This window comes from Enterobacter cloacae complex sp. Mu1197 (assembly GCF_040059225.1).
Classification (GTDB): domain Bacteria; phylum Pseudomonadota; class Gammaproteobacteria; order Enterobacterales; family Enterobacteriaceae; genus Enterobacter; species Enterobacter quasiroggenkampii.
Genome location: NZ_CP157375.1, coordinates 4,179,042 through 4,201,562 on the forward strand (window position 1 = coordinate 4,179,042; position 22,521 = coordinate 4,201,562).

The following is a 22,521-nucleotide window of genomic DNA, read 5'->3' on the forward strand; positions in this document are numbered from 1 at the left end:
CAGGCAGCGCCCTTTCGAAAATAATGTTTAAAAACAGGCGCAGCCACGATTTCCCTGGTGTTGGCGCAGTATTCGCGCACCCCGGTTAATCCGGGGTCATTTTTTTCTGGCGTCAACCCAGGCTTTAAGCACCGCAACATCGTTTTGCCACTCTTGCTTCATCTCTTCAACCCAATCACCCACGTTATCTTCCCATGCAGGTAAATCAGGCGACTGAATCTGTTGTCCCAGCTGCTGCAGGTGGCGTAAACCAACCGAGCCGGCTGCGCCTTTGATTTTATGTCCTTCTTCCACGATACCCTTCTGGTCACGAGCCGTCAGGTTGGATTCCAGCACGCTCAGATAGCCCGGCATCATTTTTTCGAACACGGCCAGACCGTCGGTAATCAGTTTCGGCCCCACCAGATCGATATACTGCTCCAGCATCGCGGTATCGAGTATCGTTTGGGCTTTTGCGCTATCAACAGACGTCATAGTGCTCTCCTCTTCATCATGGGTATCCCAGAACTTTTTGATCATAGCGGTCAGAGCAGGCACCGCCAGCGGCTTGCTGAGTACATCGTCCATACCGGCATCGAGATACTCTTTTTTATCTTTCAGCACGTTCGCCGTCAGGGCAACCAGCGGCGGCAGTTCGTCGGCCGCGTACTGACGCGTCAGCTCGCGCGAGATATCCAGCCCGGTCATATCCGGTAATTGAATATCCAGCAGAACAAGATCGTATTCGCCGGGTTTAAACATCTCCAGCGCGGCTTTGCCGGTCATCGCGACATCCACGCTGTTGCCCAGTTTTTCCAGCACCGAGCGCGCCACGATCACGTTCAGCTCAATATCTTCCACCAGCAGGACGTGCAGGGCTGGCAGCGGCATATCGTCATTTTCAAAGGTATCTTCTACCTCTTCCGCCACCGCTGGCGCATGGACCGTCAGCGTGAAGGTTGACCCTTTGCCCGGCTGGCTGGCTACGGTGATATCACCGCCCATGCTCTTCGCCAGACGTTTAGAGACCGCCAGGCCAATGCCTGTTCCGGTCGCCGGTTTCCCGCCGTTGCTGTCTTTCACCTGGTAGTACATGGCAAAGATCTTGTCCTGCTCCTCCTGCGGAATACCAATTCCGGAGTCCTCTACCTCGAAGTGCAGCATGTCGCCTTCGTCATAGCGGATACGCACCGCCACCTGCCCCTTCTGGGTGAATTTCACCGCGTTGCTGATCAGGTTCCACAGGATCTGGCGCAATCGCGTGCCGTCAGTCACCACTTTATGCGGCAGCGGCAAGGTGGGCTCCATAACAAAGCTCAGGCCCTTCTGCTGCGCCTGCAGGCCGGACAGGTTTTCCAGATCGGCAAGGAAGCTGGTGAAATCAACCGGCTGGTTATCAAGCTGAACTTTACGGCGCTCCATCTTATCCATATCAATAATATCATTGAAGATATTACCCAGCGTGACCGCTGAGACATGGATAGTCTTGAGGTATTTTTCCTGCTCTGCGGTCAGGTCGGTATCCAGCAGAATACGACTCAGCCCGACAATGCCGTTGAGCGGCGTACGCAGCTCGTGGCTGATGGTGGAGATAAAGGTGGTCTTGTCGCGGCTGGCACGCTCCAGGGCATCCTGGTAGCGCTTACGCTCGGTAATGTCGCGGCCAAAGCCCATCAGACCGTGGCGTTTGCCCACGCGGTCATAGTAGGGCACCTTACGGATCTCAAAGCAGGCTTTGCGTCCGTCCGGGTAATCCAGCCACTGTTCATAGGTCAGCGAGACGTTATGACGGAAGACTTTTTCGTCGGTCTCCATGACCTTGGCCGCCGCCTCTTCAGAGTAAACGTCCTGCGGCTTCAGGTGAATCAGCTGCTTCTCGCTTTTCCCGGTAAGCAACTCCATCGCCCGGTTACAGCCGGAAAATTCTTTATCTTCATTACGGTAGAACACCAGATCCGGCGACGCATCCAGGAACGACCGCAGGAAAGAGGATTGCTGCTCAAGCTGGATCTGCGTGACCTCGCGCTCTTTCATTTCAATTTTCAGCTGCTCCAGGGTGGCCTGACGCTCGGCCTCCGCCTTCTCACGATCTGAAATCTCCTGATTCAGCTGCGCAATGTTGTCTTTGAGCTGGACGTTGAGCTTCAGGTCGCGCTCGCGCATCTCTTCCAGTTTATCCACCAGCTTAGATAAACGCTGACGGGACTCTTCCAGCTGTTCAACCACTACGGAAAGGAAATAGACCGCCCAGGGAGTAATAAGCAAGCCAAAGAAGATGGAGCGGATGACGTCGATACTCTCGACCTGACCATGCAGAACCATGGTAACCGCCATTTGCACGACAATGGCCAGAACGACCAGCGCCAGCGCAAGCAGCATGGAAAAACGCACCAGCCCAAGCTTCATCATCAGGTCGACGTAATACTGGGCAAGCATTCGAATTTGCTTCATAGAGGATCCCTTCACGACGTTATCGCTCAATAATACTCAAATTCGCGGCAGGACGTTGAAGGTTGTGAGAAAAAGTGCGGGGTGAAACAGGAGATTAGCCTCGCTCCCGGGCAACCGGAAGCGAGGAGAGGTCAATCAGGAGCGTTTCAACAGCAGCCAGAGACTGATCAGGAGGAAGCTGGCGCTTGGCAGCAGTGCACCGATAATCGGCGGAATGCCATAAACCAGCGTCAGCGGACCGAAGATCTGATCGAGCACGTAGAACACAAAGCCGAAGCTGATGCCGGTCACGACGCGAACCCCCATCGGCACGCTGCGCAACGGGCCGAAGATAAACGACAGCGCCATCAGCATCATTACCGCCACGGACATCGGCTGGAAGATTTTGCTCCACATGTTGAGCTGATAGCGTCCCGCATCCTGTCCGCTCGACTTCAGGTATTTCACATAGTTGTGCAAACCGCTGATGGAGAGCGCGTCAGGATCCAGCGCCACGACGCCGAGCTTATCGGGCGTCAGGTTGGTTTTCCACGTACCGGTTACCGTCTGAGAACCCGTAATCTGTTTCGGATCGGTCAGGTTAGATTCATCAACCTGGGACAACCGCCACTGCTTATGTTCGGCGTCAAACTTCGCCGAAGAGGCATGGCGAACGGACTGCAGACGGCGCTGGTCATCGAAAGCGTAGATGCTCACTCCGCCCAGTTCATCATTCCCCTTCACCCGTTCGATGTAGACGAAGTTTTTACCGTCTTTCGCCCATAAACCTTGCTGAGTCGAGAGCAGTGAGCCGCCGTACATCGCCTGAGCACGATAGTTACGCGCCATCTGTTCGCCCTGCGGCGCGACCCACTCGCCAATCGCCATGGTCAACAGCACCAGTGGGATGGCGGTTTTCATCACCGACAGCGCGACCTGCATGCGGGTAAAACCCGAGGCCTGCATAACGACCAGCTCGCTGCGCTGCGCCAGCATACCCAGCCCCAGCAGCGCCCCCAGCAGGGCCGCCATCGGGAAGAAGATCTGCACATCTTTCGGCACGCTGAGCAGGGTATACATCCCCGCGCCCAGCGCATCATAGCTCCCCTGCCCGGCTTTTTTCAGCTGATCGACAAATTTGATAATGCCGGAGAGCGACACCAGCATGAACAACGTCATCATGATGGTGGTAAAAATGGTTTTACCGATATAGCGATCAAGAACGCCAAACGCCTGCATTAGATGGCTCCTTTACGCGAGAATCGGGCACGTATGCGGCGCACAGGCACCGTATCCCACAGGTTTAACCCCAGCGCCAGTAAGATGTACAGGCTGTTGACGAACCACGTCCAGACCATGGGATCCAGCTTGCCCTTCGCGCCGTTGGAACGAATCGAGGTTTGCAGCAGGAAATAGATCAGGTAAAGCAGCATCGCTGGCAGCATAGAGAGCACGCGTCCCTGACGCGGGTTCACCACGCTCAGCGGAACGACAATCAGCGCCATCATAAACACGGTGAAGACGAGCGTAATACGCCAGTGGAACTCTGCACGCGCTCGGTTGGTATCGGTATTCCAGAGGGTACGCATGTCCATTTGCTCGGTATCCGTTGGATCGAGCGACACCGTCTGATGGCCGATAATGGCCTGATAGTTCTGGAAATCCGTAATGCGGAAGTCACGCAACATCGCGGTGCCTTCGAAACGGGTGCCTTTGTTCAGCGTCACGACCTGAGAGCCATCTTTGCGCTGAGCCAGCTGACCGGAATCTGCCACCACCACGGAAGGACGTGCGTTACCTTTAGGACGCAGCTGCGCCAGGAAGACATCGTTGAATTTACTGCCGTCAACGCTCTCAATAAACAGCACGGAGTTTCCGTCGGTTGCCTGCTGGAACTGCCCCTGGGCTAACGCCGCCATGCCGGGGTTGGCTTTCGCTTCGGCCAGCACTTCATCCTGATGGCGGGAAGACATGGGCCCCGCCCACATCACATTCACCGCCGCAACGATACCCGTGAACAGCGCCAGTATCATGGCGGCTTTCACCAGGACCGCTTTGCTCAGGCCACAGGCATGCATCACCGTGATTTCACTCTCGGTATAGAGTTTCCCAAGCGTCATGAGCAGGCCAAGGAAAAGACTTAGCGGCAGGATAAGCTGCGCCATTTCCGGGATCCCTAAACCAAGCAGGGAAAGCACCAGATTTGTTGGAATTTCGCCGTCAACGGCCGCACCGAGGATCTTAACCAGCTTCTGACAGAAAAAAATCAGCAGCAGGATGAAGAGGATCGCCAGTTGGCTTTTGAGCGTCTCCCGCACCAGATATCTTATGATTATCACTTTAAATACGCCCGTAAAAACCCGTCTCTTTGCTGGAAAATCGCTTGTTTCATGGCTTAAACGTCATTTATTCTCTTGAGTCGTCGAAATCATCGCTAAGATTAAAACATCCGGCGGATTCACGCTTCAGGACTTTTTCTGACGTGTCGAAACCGTAGTAACGTAAGATTAACACGAAGTCACCACAACAGCGGACATGAGTTACGAAAGGTTTCAATTCTATCCGTAGCAGCCGCCGTTGTCTTTAAGATTCAGGAGCGTAGTGCATGGAGTTCAGTGTAAAAAGCGGTAGCCCGGAGAAACAGCGGAGTGCCTGCATCGTTGTGGGCGTCTTTGAACCACGCCGACTCTCCCCGATCGCCGAGCAACTCGATAAAATCAGTGACGGCTATATTAGCGCCCTGCTGCGCCGTGGCGAACTGGAAGGCAAACCTGGGCAGACGCTGTTACTGCACCATGTTCCGAACGTACTCTCAGAGCGCATTCTGCTGATTGGCTGCGGCAAAGAACGCGAGCTGGATGAACGTCAGTATAAGCAGGTGATTCAGAAAACAATCAATACGCTGAATGATACCGGTTCAATGGAAGCCGTCTGCTTCCTGACCGAGCTGCACGTTAAAGGGCGTAATACCTACTGGAAAGTGCGTCAGGCAGTCGAAACGGCAAAAGAGAGCCTGTACAGCTTCGATCAGCTGAAGACCAATAAAAGCGAGCCGCGTCGTCCGCTGCGTAAAATGGTCTTCAACGTGCCAACCCGCCGCGAACTGACCAGCGGCGAACGCGCGATCCAGCACGGTCTGGCGATTGCTGCCGGCATTAAAGCGGCTAAAGATCTTGGCAACATGCCACCCAACATCTGTAACGCGGCATACCTGGCCTCTCAGGCACGTCAGTTGGCCGACGCCTACAGCAAAAACGTCATTACCCGCGTCATCGGCGAACAGCAGATGAAAGAGCTGGGAATGCACTCTTACCTGGCAGTCGGTAACGGTTCGCAGAACGAATCCCTGATGTCCGTCATCGAGTACAAGGGCAACCCGGCCGAAGACGCGCGCCCTGTCGTGCTGGTCGGTAAAGGCCTGACCTTCGATTCCGGCGGTATCTCCATCAAGCCTGCCGAAGGCATGGACGAGATGAAGTATGACATGTGCGGCGCGGCGGCGGTGTACGGCGTCATGCGCATGGTCGCGGAACTTCAGTTGCCCATCAACGTGATCGGCGTTCTGGCGGGCTGCGAAAACATGCCTGGCGGTCGCGCTTATCGTCCGGGTGACGTCCTGACCACCATGTCCGGCCAGACCGTTGAAGTGCTGAACACCGACGCCGAAGGCCGTCTGGTACTCTGTGACGTGCTGACCTACGTTGAGCGCTTCGAACCTGAAGCGGTCATTGACGTCGCCACGCTCACCGGCGCCTGTGTGATTGCGCTGGGCCACCACATCACCGGCCTGATGTCGAACCACAATCCACTGGCGCACGAGCTGATTGGTGCCTCGGAGCAGGCCGGTGACCGCGCATGGCGTCTGCCGCTGGGCGACGAATATCAGGAGCAACTGGAGTCTAACTTCGCGGATATGGCGAACATCGGCGGACGTCCTGGCGGGGCGATCACCGCGGGCTGCTTCCTGGCGCGCTTCACCCGTAAGTACAACTGGGCGCACCTGGATATCGCGGGTACCGCATGGCGCTCTGGCAAGGCCAAAGGCGCAACCGGTCGTCCGGTAGCGCTGCTGTCGCAGTTCCTGCTCAATCGTGCGGGTTTTAACGGCGACGAATGATATAAAATGCCGGGTGGCGGCTTCGCCTTACCCGGCCTACAACGTCATTCAACCGTAGGCCGGGTAAGCGTAGCGCCACCCGGCTTTGCATTTGAATCCAAAACTAAGAAGCCCCATATATGAAGAATGCAACGTTCTACCTTCTGGACAACGACACCCATCAGGATGGCCTCAGCGCCGTCGAACAGCTGGTGTGTGAAATTGCCGCAGAACGTTGGCGCGCAGGCAAACGCGTGTTGATCGCCTGTGAAGATGAGCAGCAGGCCATTCGTCTCGATGAAGCGCTGTGGGCTCGCCCGCCGGAGAGTTTTGTTCCGCATAACCTGTCAGGCGAAGGACCACGCGGCGGAGCACCGGTTGAAATTGCCTGGCCGCAAAAGCGCAACAGCAGCGCGCGCGACATTCTGATTAGCCTGCGGATAGATTTTGCAGATTTTGCCACCGCTTTCACAGAAGTGGTAGACTTTGTCCCTTACGAAGAATCTTTGAAACAACTGGCGCGCGAACGCTATAAAGCGTACCGCCTGGCTGGTTTTAACCTGAATACGGCAACCTGGAAATAATGGAAAAGACATATAACCCACGCGATATCGAACAGCCGCTTTACGAGCACTGGGAACAGCAGGGCTATTTCAAGCCTAACGGCGACGAAAGCAAAGAGTCCTTCTGCATCATGATCCCGCCGCCGAACGTCACCGGCAGTTTGCATATGGGTCATGCTTTCCAGCAGACCATCATGGACACCATGATCCGCTACCAGCGCATGCAGGGTAAAAACACCCTGTGGCAGGCGGGGACTGACCACGCGGGTATCGCGACCCAGATGGTGGTTGAGCGTAAAATTGCCGCTGAAGAAGGGAAAACCCGCCACGACTACGGTCGCGACGCGTTCATCGACAAAATCTGGCAGTGGAAGGCAGAATCCGGCGGCACCATTACCCGTCAGATGCGCCGTCTCGGCAACTCCGTAGACTGGGAGCGCGAGCGCTTCACCATGGATGAAGGCCTGTCCAACGCCGTGAAAGAAGTCTTTGTGCGCCTGTACAAAGAAGACCTGATTTATCGTGGCAAGCGCCTGGTCAACTGGGATCCGAAACTGCGTACCGCAATTTCTGACCTGGAAGTGGAAAACCGCGAGTCCAAGGGCTCCATGTGGCATATCCGCTATCCGCTGGCCGACGGCGCAAAAACCGCCGACGGTAAAGATTACCTGGTGGTCGCGACCACCCGTCCGGAAACCCTGCTGGGCGATACCGGCGTGGCCGTTAACCCGGAAGATCCGCGTTATAAAGATCTGATTGGCAAATTCGTGGTGCTGCCGCTGGTAAACCGCCGTATTCCGATTGTGGGCGACGAACACGCCGACATGGAAAAAGGCACCGGCTGCGTGAAAATCACCCCGGCGCACGACTTCAACGACTATGAAGTGGGTCGTCGTCACGCCCTGCCGATGATCAACATTCTGACCTTCGACGGCGATATCCGCGAAAGCGCAGAAGTGTACGACACCAAAGGCAACGAATCCGACGTTTATTCCAGCGACATCCCGGCCGAGTTCCAGAAGCTGGAACGCTTTGCCGCGCGTAAAGCGATTGTGGCTGCCGTTGACGCACTGGGCCTGCTGGAAGAGATCAAGCCTCACGACCTGACCGTGCCGTACGGCGATCGTGGTGGCGTGGTTATCGAGCCAATGCTGACCGACCAGTGGTACGTACGTGCCGACGTGCTGGCGAAACCGGCTGTGGAAGCGGTTGAAAACGGCAGCATTCAGTTCGTACCGAAGCAGTACGAAAACATGTACTTCTCCTGGATGCGCGATATTCAGGACTGGTGTATCTCCCGTCAGCTGTGGTGGGGTCACCGTATCCCGGCATGGTACGACAACGACGGCAACGTTTACGTTGGCCGCAGCGAAGATGAAGTGCGTCAGGAAAACAACCTGAGCGCAGACGTAGCCCTGCGTCAGGACGAAGACGTGCTGGATACCTGGTTCTCCTCCGCGCTGTGGACCTTCTCCACCCTCGGCTGGCCAGAAAACACCGACGCGCTGCGTCAGTTCCACCCGACCAGCGTGATGGTGTCCGGCTTCGACATTATCTTCTTCTGGATTGCCCGCATGATCATGATGACCATGCACTTCATCAAAGACGAAGACGGCAAGCCGCAGGTTCCGTTCCATACCGTCTACATGACCGGTCTGATCCGCGACGACGAAGGCCAGAAGATGTCCAAATCCAAGGGTAACGTCATCGACCCGCTGGATATGGTTGATGGTATCTCTCTGGAAGAGCTGCTGGAAAAACGCACCGGCAACATGATGCAGCCGCAGCTGGCGGAGAAAATCCGCAAGCGCACCGAGAAGCAGTTCCCGAACGGGATTGAGGCTCACGGTACCGACGCCCTGCGCTTCACCCTGGCGGCGCTGGCCTCGACCGGCCGTGACATCAACTGGGACATGAAGCGTCTGGAAGGTTACCGTAACTTCTGTAACAAGCTGTGGAACGCCAGCCGCTTCGTGCTGATGAACACCGAAGATCAGGATTGCGGCTTCAACGGCGGCGAGATGACTCTCTCCCTGGCTGACCGCTGGATCCTGGCGGAATTCAACCAGACGGTGAAAGCGTTCCGCGAGGCGCTGGACAGCTACCGCTTCGACATCGCGGCGGGCATTCTGTATGAATTCACCTGGAACCAGTTCTGTGACTGGTATCTGGAGCTGGCGAAGCCGGTCATGAACGGCGGCACTGAGGCAGAGCTGCGTGGTACGCGCAACACGCTGATTACCGTTCTGGAAGGCCTGCTGCGCCTGGCGCACCCGGTTATTCCATTCATCACCGAGACCATCTGGCAACGCGTGAAGGTGATTGCAGGCATCAACGCAGACACCATCATGCTGCAGCCGTTCCCGGCATTCGATGCGGCGAAAGTCGATGAAGCGGCGTCTGCGGATACCGAGTGGCTGAAGCAGGCGATCGTGGCGGTACGTAACATTCGTGCTGAAATGAACATCGCCCCGGGCAAACCGCTGGAGCTGCTGCTGCGCGGCTGCAGCGAAGCGGCCGTTCGTCGCGTCACCGAGAACAACACCTTCCTGAAAACCATGGCGCGTCTGGAAAGCATCACCGTGCTGCCTGCGGATGATAAAGGTCCGGTTTCCGTGACCAAAATCATCGACGGTGCCGAGCTGCTGATCCCGATGGCAGGTCTGATCGACAAAGACGCCGAGCTGGCTCGTCTGGCGAAAGAAGTGGCGAAAGTCGACGTGGAAATTGGCAAAATCGAAAGCAAACTGGCGAACGAAGGCTTTGTTGCCCGCGCGCCGGAAGCGGTCATCGCGAAAGAGCGTGAGCGTCTGGTTGCCTTCGCCGATGCGAAGACCAAGCTGATTGAGCAGCAGGCGGTTATCGCTGCCCTGTAATGCTTTTACCCCTTACGCTTCAGGGCGTAAGGGGTAACCTTCCTGAAAACTCCTCGCTTGCACTCCCCTTTCTGCGGTGCTATTAACAGCAGTTATGTGTCAATTTTTGTAATGAGTAATGCTATGAGCGTGATTACCCCCGTCGCGACGACGATGCGTCGGATCACTGAGCAGGATAATGCGGCTATCGCCGCCGTTATTCGCACCGTTTCTGCCGAATATGGCCTGACGGCTGACAAAGGCTACACGGTTGCCGACCCGAATCTGGACGCGCTTTTTCAGCTTTACAGCCAGCCGGGGCATGCCTACTGGGTAATCGAGCAGAACGGCCAGGTAGTCGGCGGCGGCGGCGTGGCGCCCCTCAGTTGCAGCGAGCCGGATATCTGCGAACTGCAAAAAATGTATTTCCTGCCAACGGCACGCGGACAAGGACTGGCCAAAAAGCTGGCGCTGATGGCGCTGGACCACGCGCGCAAGCAGGGCTTTACCCGCTGCTACCTGGAAACGACCGCCTTCCTCAAAGAGGCCATCGGCCTGTATGAACATCTGGGCTTTGAGCATATCGATGCGCCGCTGGGCTGTACCGGCCACGTTGATTGCGAAGTCAGGATGCTGAAAAGTCTGTAACTTTCGTTCCTGCCCTCTTCTGTTAAGCGGCTGTAAACTGAATGCTCTACACTCTCAGTTCACACCACAACGGGGGAAACACGATGTCGAAGATAAAAAGCTACGCCGCACCGCAGGCGGGTGCAGAACTTGAGCTGTACGAGTACGATGCGGGCGAACTAAAAGCAGAAGACGTCGAAGTACAGGTTGATTACTGCGGGATCTGCCACTCGGATCTCTCGATGATCGATAACGAATGGGGCTTCTCCAGCTATCCGCTGGTTGCCGGACACGAAGTCATTGGCCGCGTCGTGGCGCTCGGTAGCGCCGCGCAGGACAAAGGGCTGAAAGTGGGCCAGCGCGTAGGCATTGGCTGGACAGCACGCAGCTGTGGTCACTGCGATGCCTGTATCAGCGGCAATCAGATCAACTGCCTCGAAGGCGCCGTTCCCACCATTCTGAACAAAGGCGGTTTTGCCGATAAACTGCGCGCCGACTGGCAATGGGTTATCCCGCTGCCGGAAAGCATTGATATCGAATCCGCCGGCCCGCTGCTGTGTGGTGGTATCACCGTCTTCAAACCGCTGCTGATGCACCATATCACCGCCACCAGCCGCGTCGGCGTCATCGGTATCGGCGGGCTGGGGCATATTGCCATTAAGCTGTTGCACGCGATGGGCTGTGAAGTCACGGCGTTCAGCTCGAACCCGGCGAAAGAGAAAGAAGTGCTGGCGATGGGGGCGGATAAAGTGGTGAACAGCCGCGATCCGCAAGCGCTGAACGCGCTGGCGGGCCAGTTTGACCTGATCATCAACACCGTTAACGTCGATCTCGACTGGCAGCCGTACTTTGAAGCGTTAGCCTACGGCGGTAACTTCCACACCGTGGGTGCGGTGATGAAGCCGCTGCCGGTTCCGGCGTTTACCCTGATCGGCGGGGATCGCAGCATCTCCGGTTCTGCAACCGGTACGCCGTACGAGTTGCGCAAACTGATGAAATTCGCCGGACGCACCAAAGTGGCGCCGACCACCGAACTGTATCCGATGTCGAAAATCAACGAAGCGATCCAGCACGTGCGCGACGGCAAAGCCCGTTACCGCGTGGTGTTGAAAGCAGATTTCTGATGTGACAGTGCCGGGTAATGGCTTCACCTTACCCGGCCTACTTTCACGGCTGCGCCAATACGTTAAATACTTCCGCTACCGCGACCGCTCCCGGATCCATCACCCCATCCAGGTTCTCTTTATTGACATACGACGAGCGTCCCGCGCCGGCTTTCGCCATTTTTGCCGTTGCTTCTGCGCCCTGCTGCGCGGCCTGCGCTGCCGCCTGAATATTGCCTTTCTGTAACGCCTCCAGCGCCGGTTGCAGCGCATCGATCAGCGTGCGATCGCCAAGATCCGCTCCGCCGTACTGCTTCATCTGCGCAAGTCCGCTGAGCAAGGCCTCCGGGAGCGTCTGACCATCGTGAAGCTTTTGCCCGGCCGCGGTGAAGAAGATCGACATCAGCACCCCGCTCGACCCGCCCATCACCGTAGCCAGCCGCTCTCCAACCAGCAGCAGCAGCTTAGACACGTCATTAAGCGGGAGCGCGTTCTCCTCCAGGCGCTGCGCAATATCCCGCGCGCCTTGCGCAAAGGTAGAGCCGGTATCGCCATCCCCCACCCTGGCATCCAGCGCGTTCAGGCGGTTTTCCAGCTGGATCAGCGTTGTCGACACGGAGGAGACAAACGCACGCACCTGGGGATTGTCAGAGGGGGTATACTCCACACGGTCATGAATGGCGCTATGCGCCACGGTGCGCAGTGGCGCAAACGCGACGGGCTTCTGCCAGCCGAGCGTCTCGACGTCGGCGTGAATCGCCTTTTCGAAGAAATCGTTGAGCTTCAGCAGCGTCAGAGAAAAGCCTTTCATATCCAGCGCGCTGACCAGCGGCGCAGGGCCAATCAGGTACGCAATACTCTCTTTCAGCGCCGAATGCGCCAGCTCTTTGGTCAGCAGCGCCATCTCCAGCGCCGATACGCCGCCAAGATTGTTAATCAGCACCGCAAAACGCCCCTCACCCGCCTGCGCGCTTAACGGCGTCACCAGGGTGTCGATAATGGCTTTGCTGTTTTGCGTATCCACCACGGAAGCCCCGGGCTCGCCGTGAATGCCCAGGCCCAGCTCGACATGGCCTTGCTTAATCCGCCCCTCTTCATCGTCGCTGCCCGGCAGGTTGCAGGTTTGCATCGCCACGCCCAGGCTCCAGAGGTTATCGCAGGCCTGTTGCGCAATATCCCGCACCTCGCTCAGCGATTTCCCCTGCTCCGCCGCATAGCCCGCAATCTTGTGCACCAGTGCCGTACCGGCAATACCGCGCGGCTGCTTGTTATCCGGCAGCGCGATATCGTCTGCCACAATCACCATCTCCACCTTCAGGCCGTAGCGCTTGGCCTTTTCGGCCGCCAGGCCAAAGTTCAGGCGGTCACCGGTGTAGTTTTTGACGATCAGCAGACAGCCGCGATCGCCCGTGACCGCGACAATGGCATTCAGCACCGCATCCACGCTCGGCGAGGCAAACAGATCGCCGCACACTGCCGCCGTCAGCATCCCTTTGCCGACAAACCCGGCGTGTGCGGGTTCGTGGCCTGAGCCGCCGCCGGAGATCACCGCCACGCGGCTTTTGTCCCAGTCGCCGCGTGCGACGATCCTGATGGCCGGATCGATATCAAGCTTGACGAGATTGGCATGTGGTGCAGAAAGCAGTATGCCTTCAATGGCATCATTGACCAGCTGTTTGCGATCGTTAAAGAAGAATCTGGACATAGTTTCCCACTATTTTGTGAACCGTATGCAAAAGCATAGTCCGCGCTGGATAATGCGCCGCAAAGTCAGGAATTTACTCAACCAAATTGCTATCAGGTTGCCTATACTCCACCCAGGACTAAGAGAGGAAGCGCATCATGAGTACACCATTGTTAATTGCCCGGACGCTGGAAAAAGAGCTCTATTTACTGCCCGCGATGGCGAACCGCCACGGTCTGATCACCGGCGCGACCGGGACGGGGAAAACCGTCACCCTGCAAAAGCTGGCGGAGTCGCTTTCGGAGATTGGCGTACCGGTCTTTATGGCTGACGTAAAAGGCGATTTAACCGGTGTGGCTCAGGAAGGGACGGCCTCTGAAAAACTGCTCGAACGGCTGAAGAATATTGGCATCACGGACTGGACGCCCCACGGTAACCCGGTGGTGGTGTGGGACATCTTCGGTGAAAAAGGCCACCCGGTACGCGCCACGGTATCCGATCTCGGCCCGCTGCTGCTGGCCCGTCTGCTTAACCTCAACGACGTGCAGTCCGGCGTGCTGAATATTATCTTCCGCATTGCCGATGACCAGGGGCTACTGCTGCTTGATTTCAAAGATCTGCGCGCCATTACGCAGTACATCGGCGATAACGCCAAATCCTTCCAGAACCAGTACGGCAACATCAGCAGCGCCTCGGTGGGCGCTATTCAGCGTGGGCTACTGACGCTTGAGCAACAGGGCGCTGAGCATTTCTTTGGTGAACCCATGCTGGATATCAAAGACTGGATGCGCACCGACAGCAGTGGCAAAGGCATTATTAACATCCTGAGCTCAGAGAAGCTCTACCAGATGCCGAAACTCTACGCCGCCAGCCTGCTGTGGATGCTCTCCGAACTCTATGAACAATTACCCGAAGCAGGCGATCTGGAAAAACCGAAGCTGGTGTTCTTCTTTGACGAAGCGCATCTGCTGTTTAACGATGCACCTCAGGTATTGCTGAATAAGATCGAACAGGTTATCCGCCTGATCCGCTCCAAAGGCGTCGGCGTCTGGTTTGTCTCGCAAAACCCGTCGGATATCCCCGACAACGTGCTCGGGCAGCTCGGCAACCGCGTGCAGCATGCCCTGCGCGCCTTTACGCCGAAAGATCAGAAAGCGGTGAAAGCCGCCGCGCAAACCATGCGCGCCAATCCTGCCTTTGATACCGAAGCGGCGATTCAGGCGTTAGGCACCGGTGAAGCGCTGATCTCGTTCCTCGATCCGAAGGGCAGCCCGTCCGTGGTGGAACGTGCCATGGTCATTGCGCCTTGCTCGCGCATGGGGCCGGTGACCGACGATGAGCGCAACGGCCTGATTAACCACTCTCCGGTTTACGGGAAATACGAAGACGAGGTGGATCGCGAGTCCGCGTTCGAGATGCTGCAAAAAGGGGTCCAGGCGACAACGGAATCGCAGGATGCACCTGCCGCTAAAGGGCAATCAGTCGCCGTGGATGACGGCATTCTCGGTGGACTCAAAGATATTCTGTTCGGCAGCACCGGGCCGCGCGGCGGCAAGCGCGATGGCGTAGTGCAGACCATGGCGAAAAGCGCAGCCCGACAGGTCACCAATCAGATCGTGCGCGGCATGCTGGGGAGTTTGTTAGGCGGCCGTCGCAGGTAAACGGGGAACCCACGGGCGGCCCAGCGCCGAACCCTGAACGCCGTTCTCCTGCAGGTAGCGGTCTATTTCCACCATCCCCGTCCAGCGGTTCTCACACCACAGCGGTGCCAGAAGCGTTGGGCGGCGGGCGCTGGCCGAGATGCGGTGGTAGACAATCTCCGGTGGCGTGTGGCGAATCATCTCCCCCGCCGTAACCGTATAGTCCTCAAGCTCGATACCGCTTAACCGCCCGGCCTCCCAGGCTTTCGCCATAATGCTGCCTTTCACGATATGCAGAGGATGCAGCTTGATGCCGTCCACCCCGGTTTCAACGACCCTTTCCAGCGTTTCAAGGCCATGCTGTTGACCTTCGCCGGGTAACCCAACAATCAGGTGCGAACAGACCTTCAGCCCGCGCTCGCGGGCCAGGCGCGTGGTGCGCTGGTAGCAGGCAAAATCATGCCCACGGTTAATGCGGTGCAGCGTTTTGTCATGTGCCGTTTGCAAGCCAAGCTCCAGCCAGATCTCGTAGCCTTGTTCTTTGTACTCGCTGAGCAGGTCCAGCACCGCGTCCGGTACGCAGTCCGGGCGCGTTCCCACGCACAGCCCAACGATACTGGCCTGGCTGACGGCCTGCTGATACATCGAACGCAGTACCTGCACCTCCGCCCACGTGCTGGTATAAGCCTGAAAATAGGCCAGATACTGCTTCGCGCGGTTCACCAGGCTGGCCTGGTGGGCAAGCTGCTCAGCGATAGAATGGTGCTGCTGCGCTTCATCGGCAAACGACGCGACGTTACAGAAGGTGCAGCCGCCGCGCCCGATGGTGCCGTCGCGATTCGGGCAGCTAAACCCGCCGTGCAGCGTCAGCTTATGAACCTTTTGCCCGTACCGCTGCAAAAGATCCCCACCAAACATATTGACTAATTTCTGTAACTGCATAATCTGATAGACCGTCCCGGAGAAAGGGGACAAGCCTGCCATTTTTAGCCTCTGTCGGCGATGACCTGGATCAATCGCCCTGGACGGCCTTTATCTATATGAATAAATACTCAGGATTACTGCAATTTCATTCACGCCGTACGTGATTACTTTTCCTTATGTTCTGATTGTTTTTTTCATTTATAGCGCCAGCACTGAAAAACAGTGTGTTTATGCGGGTTTGCAGACAATGCCAGATTATTATTCTGCTATAAAACCGCTATTCAGCACGCTACATTGATAATACCGCTTTCATATAGTGAGTCAGATCACACTCCGCTGCGCTCTTTCAGGGCATTCAATCAATGTAAAACTAGTTAAATAACCTTTAGAAACAATCAGATAATCACTCTTTAGCACATTTTTGTATAAATAAGATTGCCATTTGACCTGTGTACCAATTCCCGATAAGTTGGAAATCCGCTGGAAGCTTTCTGGATGAGCGGCCTGCTCATCATATTTATGCAGTAATTGAGATTCCCTCTGAAGCAAGTCCTCAAACTTGTTTACCTGCGCGAAAGGATGAAAAAGAGGGCGAATGCGAGGTCCGCGTATGAAACGCAAACCCCGTCGCCATGCTCTTTCTGTGCCTGTGCGCCACGGTAAAGTTCAGTGGGAAGCCCGACGAGCCTGGGGAGGTTCACTGATATGTTGTACGATAAATCCCTTGAGAAGGATAACTGTGGTTTCGGCCTGATCGCCCACATAGAAGGCGAACCTAGCCACAAGGTAGTGCGTACTGCTATTCACGCACTGGCCCGTATGCAGCACCGTGGCGCCATCCTTGCCGATGGTAAAACCGGCGACGGTTGCGGCCTGCTGCTGCAAAAACCGGATCGTTTCTTCCGTATCGTGGCGGAAGAGCGCGGCTGGCGTTTAGCCAAAAACTACGCTGTCGGCATGCTGTTCCTGAATCAGGATCCTGAAAAGGCTGCCGCCTCACGCCGCATCGTCGAAGAAGAACTTCAGCGTGAAACCCTGTCGATTGTCGGCTGGCGCGATGTGCCAACCAACGAAGGGGTGCTCGGTGAAATCGCCCTCTCCTCGCTGCCTCGTATTGAACAGATTTTCGTCAACGCGCCTGCGGGCTGGCGTCCGCGTGATATGGAACGCCGTCTGTTTATTGCCCGCCGCCGCATTGAAAAACGTCTCCAGGACGATAAAGAGTTCTACGTCTGTAGCCTCTCTAACCTGGTGAACATCTATAAAGGTCTGTGTATGCCGGCTGACCTGCCGCGCTTCTACCTGGACCTGGCGGACCTGCGTCTGGAATCGGCCATTTGCCTGTTCCACCAGCGCTTCTCCACCAACACCGTACCACGCTGGCCGCTGGCTCAGCCGTTCCGCTACCTGGCGCACAACGGCGAGATCAACACCATCACCGGTAACCGCCAGTGGGCCCGCGCCCGTACCTATAAATTCCAGACGCCATTGATCCCTGACCTGCATGATGCCGCGCCGTTCGTGAACGAAACCGGCTCGGACTCCAGCTCGATGGATAACATGCTGGAACTGCTGCTGGCGGGCGGGATGGATATCGTGCGCGCCATGCGTCTGCTCGTGCCGCCGGCCTGGCAGAACAACCCGGATATGGATCCTGAGCTGCGCGCGTTCTTCGACTTTAACTCCATGCACATGGAGCCGTGGGACGGTCCGGCGGGCATCGTCATGTCCGACGGTCGTTTTGCCGCCTGTAACCTTGACCGTAACGGCCTGCGTCCGGCGCGCTACGTCATCACCAAAGACAAGCTCATCACCTGTGCCTCTGAAGTCGGCATCTGGGATTACCAGCCAGACGAAGTGGTCGAGAAAGGCCGCGTTGGTCCGGGCGAGCTGATGGTGATCGACACCCGCGGTGGGCGCATCCTGCACTCTGCCGAAACCGACAACGATCTGAAGAGCCGCCACCCGTACAAAGAGTGGATGGAGAAAAACGTGCGTCGTCTGGTGCCGTTTGAAGATCTGTCGGACGAAGAAGTGGGCAGCCGGGAGCTGGACGATGACACCCTCGCCAGCTACCAGAAGCAATTTAACTACAGCGCGGAAGAGCTGGACTCCGTCATCCGCGTGCTCGGTGAGAACGGCCAGGAAGCGGTCGGCTCGATGGGTGACGATACCCCGTTTGCCGTCCTCTCCAGCCAGCCGCGCATCATCTATGACTACTTCCGTCAGCAGTTCGCGCAGGTGACTAACCCGCCAATCGATCCGCTGCGTGAAGCACACGTGATGTCGCTGGCCACCAGCATCGGTCGCGAGATGAACGTCTTCTGCGAGGCCGAAGGCCAGGCGCACCGTCTGACCTTTAAATCGCCGATCCTGCTGTACTCCGATTTCAAACAGCTCACCACCATGAAAGAGGAGCACTACCGCGCCGACACGCTCGACATTACCTTCGACGTGAACGAGGCGAGCCTCGAAGAGACGGTGAATGCGCTGTGTGACAAAGCCGAACAGATGGTGCGTAACGGTACCGTGCTGCTGGTATTGTCCGACCGCAACATCGCGAAAAACCGTCTGCCGGTACCTGCCCCGATGGCGGTGGGCGCTATCCAGACGCGTCTGGTCGATAAGAGCCTGCGCTGCGACGCCAACATCATTGTTGAAACCGCCAGCGCGCGCGACCCGCACCACTTTGCCGTGCTGTTAGGCTTTGGCGCGACGGCGATCTATCCGTACCTGGCCTACGAAACGCTGGCCCGTCTGGTGGATACCCGCGCGATCGACAAAGATTACCGCGCGGTGATGCTGAACTACCGTAACGGCATCAACAAAGGTCTGTACAAGATCATGTCCAAAATGGGCATCTCGACCATTGCCTCCTACCGCTGCTCGAAGCTGTTTGAAGCGGTCGGCCTGCATGACGAGGTCGCCAACCTCTGCTTCCAGGGCGTGGTCAGCCGCATCGGCGGCGCCGGTTTTGCTGACTTCCAGCAGGATCTGGTGAACCTGTCCAAACGCGCCTGGCTGGCACGTAAGCCGCTGGATCAGGGCGGTCTGCTGAAATACGTTCACGGCGGCGAATACCACGCCTACAACCCGGACGTGGTGCGCACGCTGCAGCAGGCGGTTCAGAGCGGCGAATACCGTGATTATCAGCAGTACGCTGAGCTGGTGAACAACCGTCCGGCGGCAACGCTGCGCGACCTCATTGCCCTGAATCCGGGTGATGAAGCGGTCAGCATTGACGACGTTGAGCCGGCATCCGAACTGTTCAAACGCTTCGATACCGCGGCGATGTCCATCGGCGCCCTGAGCCCGGAAGCCCACGAAGCGCTGGCGGAAGCCATGAACAGCATCGGCGGCAACTCTAACTCCGGCGAAGGCGGTGAAGATCCGGCCCGTTACGGCACCAACAAGGTGTCCCGTATCAAGCAGGTGGCATCCGGCCGCTTTGGCGTGACGCCAGCGTACCTGGTCAACGCCGACGTGATTCAGATTAAGGTCGCGCAGGGTGCAAAACCGGGCGAAGGCGGTCAGTTACCGGGTGATAAAGTCACGCCGTACATCGCCAAACTGCGCTACTCGGTACCGGGCGTGACGCTGATCTCCCCGCCGCCGCACCACGATATCTACTCTATCGAGGACCTGGCGCAGCTGATTTTCGACCTGAAGCAGGTCAACCCGAAGGCGATGATCTCCGTGAAGCTGGTTTCCGAACCGGGCGTCGGCACCATCGCGACCGGCGTGGCGAAGGCCTATGCGGACCTTATCACCATCGCGGGTTATGACGGCGGTACCGGTGCAAGCCCGCTCTCCTCCGTGAAATATGCAGGCTGTCCGTGGGAGCTTGGCCTGGTGGAAACCCAGCAGGCGCTGGTGGCTAACGGTCTGCGTCATAAGATCCGCCTGCAGGTGGATGGCGGTCTGAAAACCGGCCTCGACATCATCAAGGCGGCGATCCTCGGTGCGGAAAGCTTCGGTTTCGGTACCGGTCCAATGGTCGCGCTGGGCTGTAAATACCTGCGTATTTGCCACCTGAACAACTGCGCAACCGGCGTTGCAACCCAGGACGAGAAGCTGCGTAAGAACCACTATCACGGCCTGCCGTTCAAAGTGACCAACTACTTTGAGTTCATCGCCCGCGAAACCCGCGAGCTGATGGCGCAGCTGGGCGTGAAGCGTCTGGTAGACCTGATTGGCCGAACCGACCTGCTGAAAGAGCTGGAAGGCTTCACCGCCAAGCAGCAGAAGCTGGAGTTGAGCAAGTTGCTGGAAACCGCGCAGCCGCACCCTGGCAAAGCGGTCTACTGCACCGAGAACAACCCGCCGTTCGATAACGGCGTGCTGAACGCGCAGCTGTTGCAGCAGGCGAAGCCGTATGTGGACGACAAGCAGAGCAAAACGTTCTGGTTTGATATCCGCAACACCGACCGTTCCGTGGGTGCCTCCCTCTCCGGTTACATCGCGCAAACACACGGTGACCAGGGGCTGGCGGCCGATCCGATTACCGCGCACTTCAGCGGTACCGCGGGCCAGAGCTTCGGCGTGTGGAACGCAGGCGGCGTTGAGCTGTATCTGACCGGCGATGCCAACGACTACGTCGGCAAAGGCATGGCGGGTGGTCTGCTGGCGGTGCGTCCTCCGGTCGGCTCAGCCTTCCGCAGCCATGAAGCCAGCATTATCGGTAACACCTGCCTGTACGGCGCGACCGGCGGTCGTCTGTTCGCAGCAGGTCGTGCGGGCGAGCGTTTTGCGGTGCGTAACTCCGGTGCCATCACCGTGGTGGAAGGCATTGGCGATAACGGTTGTGAGTACATGACGGGCGGGATTGTTTGCGTTCTGGGTAAAACCGGCGTGAACTTCGGCGCAGGCATGACGGGTGGTTTTGCCTACGTCCTGGATGAAGACGGTGAGTTCCGCAAACGCGTGAACCCGGAGCTGGTGGAAGTGCTGGACGTTGACACGCTGGCTATCCACGAAGAACACCTGCGCGGTTTGATTACCGAACACGTGCAGCATACCGGTTCTTCGCGCGGCGAAGAGATCCTGGCGAACTGGCCGGCGTTCTCTGCGAAATTCGCGCTGGTTAAGCCGAAGTCCAGCGATGTTAAAGCCCTGTTGGGTCACCGTAGTCGTAGCGCAGCAGAGCTGCGCGTGCAGGCGCAGTAAGGAATTCAGATGAGCCAGAACGTATACCAGTTTATCGACCTGCAGCGTGTTGATCCGCCAAAGAAACCGCTGAAGATCCGTAAAATTGAATTTGTTGAAATCTACGAGCCGTTTTCAGAAGGCCAGGCCAAAGCACAGGCAGATCGCTGCCTGTCCTGCGGTAACCCTTACTGCGAATGGAAATGTCCGGTACACAACTACATCCCGAACTGGCTGAAGCTGGCCAACGAAGGACGTATTTTCGAAGCCGCCGAGCTCTCTCACCAGACCAACACCCTGCCGGAAGTGTGCGGCCGCGTGTGTCCTCAGGACCGTCTGTGCGAAGGTTCCTGTACGCTGAATGACGAGTTCGGCGCGGTGACCATCGGCAACATCGAGCGCTATATCAACGATAAAGCGTTTGAGATGGGCTGGCGTCCGGACATGACCGGCGTGAAGCAAACCGACAAGCGCGTGGCGATCATCGGCGCGGGCCCGGCGGGCCTGGCCTGTGCGGACGTGCTGACCCGCAACGGCGTGAAGGCGGTGGTCTTTGACCGTCATCCGGAGATCGGCGGCCTGCTGACCTTCGGTATCCCGGCCTTCAAGCTGGAAAAAGAGGTCATGACCCGTCGCCGCGAAATCTTCACCGGCATGGGCATTGAGTTCAAACTGAACGTGGAAGTGGGCCGCGACGTGCAGCTCGACGACCTGCTGAAGGATTACGACGCCGTGTTCCTGGGTGTGGGCACCTATCAGTCCATGCGCGGCGGTCTGGAGAACGAAGACGCGCCGGGCGTGTACGACGCGCTGCCGTTCCTGATTGCCAACACCAAGCAGATCATGGGCTACGGCGAAACCGCCGATGAGCCTTTCGTCAGCATGGAAGGCAAACGCGTAGTGGTACTGGGCGGCGGTGATACCGCGATGGACTGCGTGCGTACCTCCATTCGTCAGAATGCGGCACACGTGATCTGCGCCTACCGTCGTGACGAAGAGAACATGCCGGGCTCTAAGCGCGAAGTGAAAAACGCGCGTGAAGAGGGCGTGGAGTTCCAGTTCAACATCCAGCCTCTGGGTATTGAAGTGAATGCCAACGGTAAAGTGAGCGGCGTGAAGATGGCGCGTACCGAGATGGGCGCACCGGATGCGAAAGGCCGTCGTCGCGCCGAGATCGTGGCCGGTTCTGAACACGTGATCCCGGCCGACGCCGTGGTGATGGCGTTCGGTTTCCGTCCTCACAGCATGGAATGGCTGGCGAAGCATAGCGTTGAGCTGGATTCACAGGGCCGTATTATTGCGCCAGAAGGTAGCGATAACGCGTTCCAGACCAGCAACCCGAAAATCTTCGCCGGTGGCGATATCGTTCGCGGTTCCGACCTGGTGGTGACGGCGATTGCCGAAGGCCGCAAGGCGGCTGACGGTATACTGAATTACCTGGAAGTGTAAAAAAACAGGCCCGATTGGGCCTGTTT

The 22,521-nt window shown here is 57.4% G+C and carries 13 protein-coding genes; 8 read left to right on the top strand and 5 right to left on the bottom strand.

All coding sequences use genetic code 11. From position 1 onward, the window contains the following. Window positions 1–96: 96 nt before the first annotated feature. The 3 genes from arcB to lptF all read right to left on the bottom strand — a co-directional run bounded on the left by arcB (window position 97) and on the right by lptF (window position 4,748). On the bottom strand, window positions 97–2,430 hold the full coding sequence (gene arcB / locus ABFV38_RS19680) for an aerobic respiration two-component sensor histidine kinase ArcB (protein WP_048225127.1): 2,334 nt from the start codon (window positions 2,428–2,430) through the stop codon (window positions 97–99). A gap of 135 nt (window positions 2,431–2,565) precedes the next feature. Next, entirely contained in the window at window positions 2,566–3,648 is a 1,083-nt protein-coding gene (gene lptG / locus ABFV38_RS19685) for an LPS export ABC transporter permease LptG (protein ID WP_045910114.1), read from the bottom strand. After that, a complete protein-coding gene (gene lptF / locus ABFV38_RS19690; RefSeq protein ID WP_045910115.1) occupies window positions 3,648–4,748 on the bottom strand; it encodes an LPS export ABC transporter permease LptF in 1,101 nt (366 codons plus the stop codon). Before lptF ends, lptG begins: the two co-directional genes overlap by 1 nt. A gap of 266 nt (window positions 4,749–5,014) precedes the next feature. Here lptF and pepA point away from each other — a divergent pair, with 266 nt between their 5' ends. From pepA to ABFV38_RS19715, 5 genes are all read left to right on the top strand, one after another. Continuing rightward, on the top strand, window positions 5,015–6,526 hold the full coding sequence (pepA, locus tag ABFV38_RS19695) for a leucyl aminopeptidase (RefSeq protein ID WP_024906344.1): 1,512 nt from the start codon (window positions 5,015–5,017) through the stop codon (window positions 6,524–6,526). Window positions 6,527–6,645: 119 nt separating this feature from the next. Further along, window positions 6,646–7,089 carry a DNA polymerase III subunit chi gene (holC, locus tag ABFV38_RS19700; RefSeq protein ID WP_008502815.1) on the top strand — a complete coding sequence of 148 codons (444 nt, stop codon included), beginning with the start codon at window positions 6,646–6,648 and terminating at the stop codon, window positions 7,087–7,089. Continuing rightward, window positions 7,089–9,944: a valine--tRNA ligase gene (locus ABFV38_RS19705; protein WP_045910116.1), complete on the top strand. Its 2,856-nt coding sequence runs from the start codon at window positions 7,089–7,091 to the stop codon at window positions 9,942–9,944. Before holC ends, ABFV38_RS19705 begins: the two co-directional genes overlap by 1 nt. 123 nt (window positions 9,945–10,067) lie before the next feature. Then, complete coding sequence (locus tag ABFV38_RS19710; RefSeq protein ID WP_348957876.1) at window positions 10,068–10,571, top strand: GNAT family N-acetyltransferase; 504 nt, start codon at window positions 10,068–10,070, stop codon at window positions 10,569–10,571. A gap of 83 nt (window positions 10,572–10,654) precedes the next feature. Further along, window positions 10,655–11,674 carry an NAD(P)-dependent alcohol dehydrogenase gene (locus ABFV38_RS19715; RefSeq protein ID WP_045403564.1) on the top strand — a complete coding sequence of 340 codons (1,020 nt, stop codon included), beginning with the start codon at window positions 10,655–10,657 and terminating at the stop codon, window positions 11,672–11,674. Window positions 11,675–11,717: 43 nt separating this feature from the next. Here ABFV38_RS19715 and ABFV38_RS19720 read toward each other — a convergent pair whose 3' ends face one another. After that, a complete protein-coding gene (locus ABFV38_RS19720; protein ID WP_348957878.1) occupies window positions 11,718–13,358 on the bottom strand; it encodes a dihydroxyacetone kinase subunit DhaK in 1,641 nt (546 codons plus the stop codon). Window positions 13,359–13,495: 137 nt separating this feature from the next. Here ABFV38_RS19720 and ABFV38_RS19725 point away from each other — a divergent pair, with 137 nt between their 5' ends. Further along, a complete protein-coding gene (locus ABFV38_RS19725) occupies window positions 13,496–14,998 on the top strand; it encodes a helicase HerA-like C-terminal domain-containing protein (RefSeq protein WP_348957880.1) in 1,503 nt (500 codons plus the stop codon). Here ABFV38_RS19725 and ABFV38_RS19730 read toward each other — a convergent pair. Beyond that, window positions 14,978–15,919 carry a TIGR01212 family radical SAM protein gene (locus tag ABFV38_RS19730; RefSeq protein ID WP_139125313.1) on the bottom strand — a complete coding sequence of 314 codons (942 nt, stop codon included), beginning with the start codon at window positions 15,917–15,919 and terminating at the stop codon, window positions 14,978–14,980. The two genes, ABFV38_RS19725 and ABFV38_RS19730, sit on opposite strands and share 21 nt — an antisense overlap. Before the next feature lie 687 nt (window positions 15,920–16,606). Between ABFV38_RS19730 and gltB the strand changes: the two genes are divergently transcribed. Together gltB and gltD are read left to right on the top strand one after the other, a co-directional pair. After that, a complete protein-coding gene (gene gltB, locus ABFV38_RS19735) occupies window positions 16,607–21,067 on the top strand; it encodes a glutamate synthase large subunit (protein WP_048225139.1) in 4,461 nt (1,486 codons plus the stop codon). Between the two features lie 9 nt (window positions 21,068–21,076). Then, complete coding sequence (gene gltD, locus ABFV38_RS19740) at window positions 21,077–22,495, top strand: glutamate synthase subunit GltD (RefSeq protein ID WP_014833470.1); 1,419 nt, start codon at window positions 21,077–21,079, stop codon at window positions 22,493–22,495. The last annotated feature ends 26 nt before the right edge of the window (window positions 22,496–22,521 follow it).